The following is a 709-nucleotide window of genomic DNA, read 5'->3' as shown; positions in this document are numbered from 1 at the left end:
CCATCGGCTACCTGGTGTCCCGCGGGCTGGCCAAGTCCGGCAGCCGCGAGTACTACACCGCCTGAGCACCCGACCGCTCCGGCGATCCCTGTCCCGGCCTCAGGCCGGGACAGGGACCGCACTCCTCCCACGACGTGAACAGGACGCATCATGACCACCACTGATCCATGGCTCCACGACCTGGCCCGGGTGCACCCCGGGGACCGGATCGAGGTGTGGGATGAGCACCACCTGCGCCATGCCGGCACGGTGAGCCAGGTAGCGGCCCACCTGGGTGTGCTGTGGGTGCGCGAGGCCAGCAGCGGGCTCCCCAAGCTGGTCCCCACCGACGAGTACCGGATCCGTCACGCCTCGGCTGCCCACGCCGCCTGAAGCGGTCACAGACTCCCGGTAACCCGTGCTGCCCCGACAGCGGAAGCCTCCGGTCGGGGGAGGCACCAGAACGAGCTGTCATGCCCGCCTCGGCCCGGCCACCCCGTGCCGAGGCGGGCACCACCACGTGTGCACGCCACCCGCGTCTTCGCGATCCCGCCCTGAGCCGGTCCACTCGAGAAGAGAGGGCGCCGGCGGCCCGGCCCTCTGTGACCAGGCGTGACCTTGAGTGAAGGGACAACCATCCAGTGAGCAGCGACCTGCCTTCGATGCCGCCGCGACAGCGTCTGGTGCCCAGTGGACTCGCCCGGCCCCGCTGGGCCCAGGAGGACCTCAT

1 protein-coding gene is annotated in these 709 nt (G+C 70.9%); it reads left to right on the top strand.

What is annotated here, in order from left to right; all coding sequences use genetic code 11:
* The first annotated feature begins 150 nt into the window (after nt 1-150).
* A complete protein-coding gene (locus RF647_RS19055) occupies nt 151-372 on the top strand; it encodes a hypothetical protein (RefSeq protein ID WP_368813104.1) in 222 nt (73 codons plus the stop codon).
* The last annotated feature ends 337 nt before the right edge of the window (nt 373-709 follow it).

The organism is Kocuria sp. CPCC 205263 (assembly GCF_040981075.1).
Taxonomy (GTDB): Bacteria; Actinomycetota; Actinomycetes; order Actinomycetales; family Micrococcaceae; genus Kocuria; species Kocuria rosea.
The sequence above is the reverse complement of the archived record's forward strand: the minus strand, read 5'-3'. Positions and strand labels throughout refer to the sequence as shown.

What these genes read in the sequence shown, in the direction of transcription:
- RF647_RS19055 (WP_368813104.1), top strand. Translation starts at nt 151, where the DNA reads ATGACCACCACTGATCCATGGCTCCACGACCTGGCCCGGGTGCACCCC.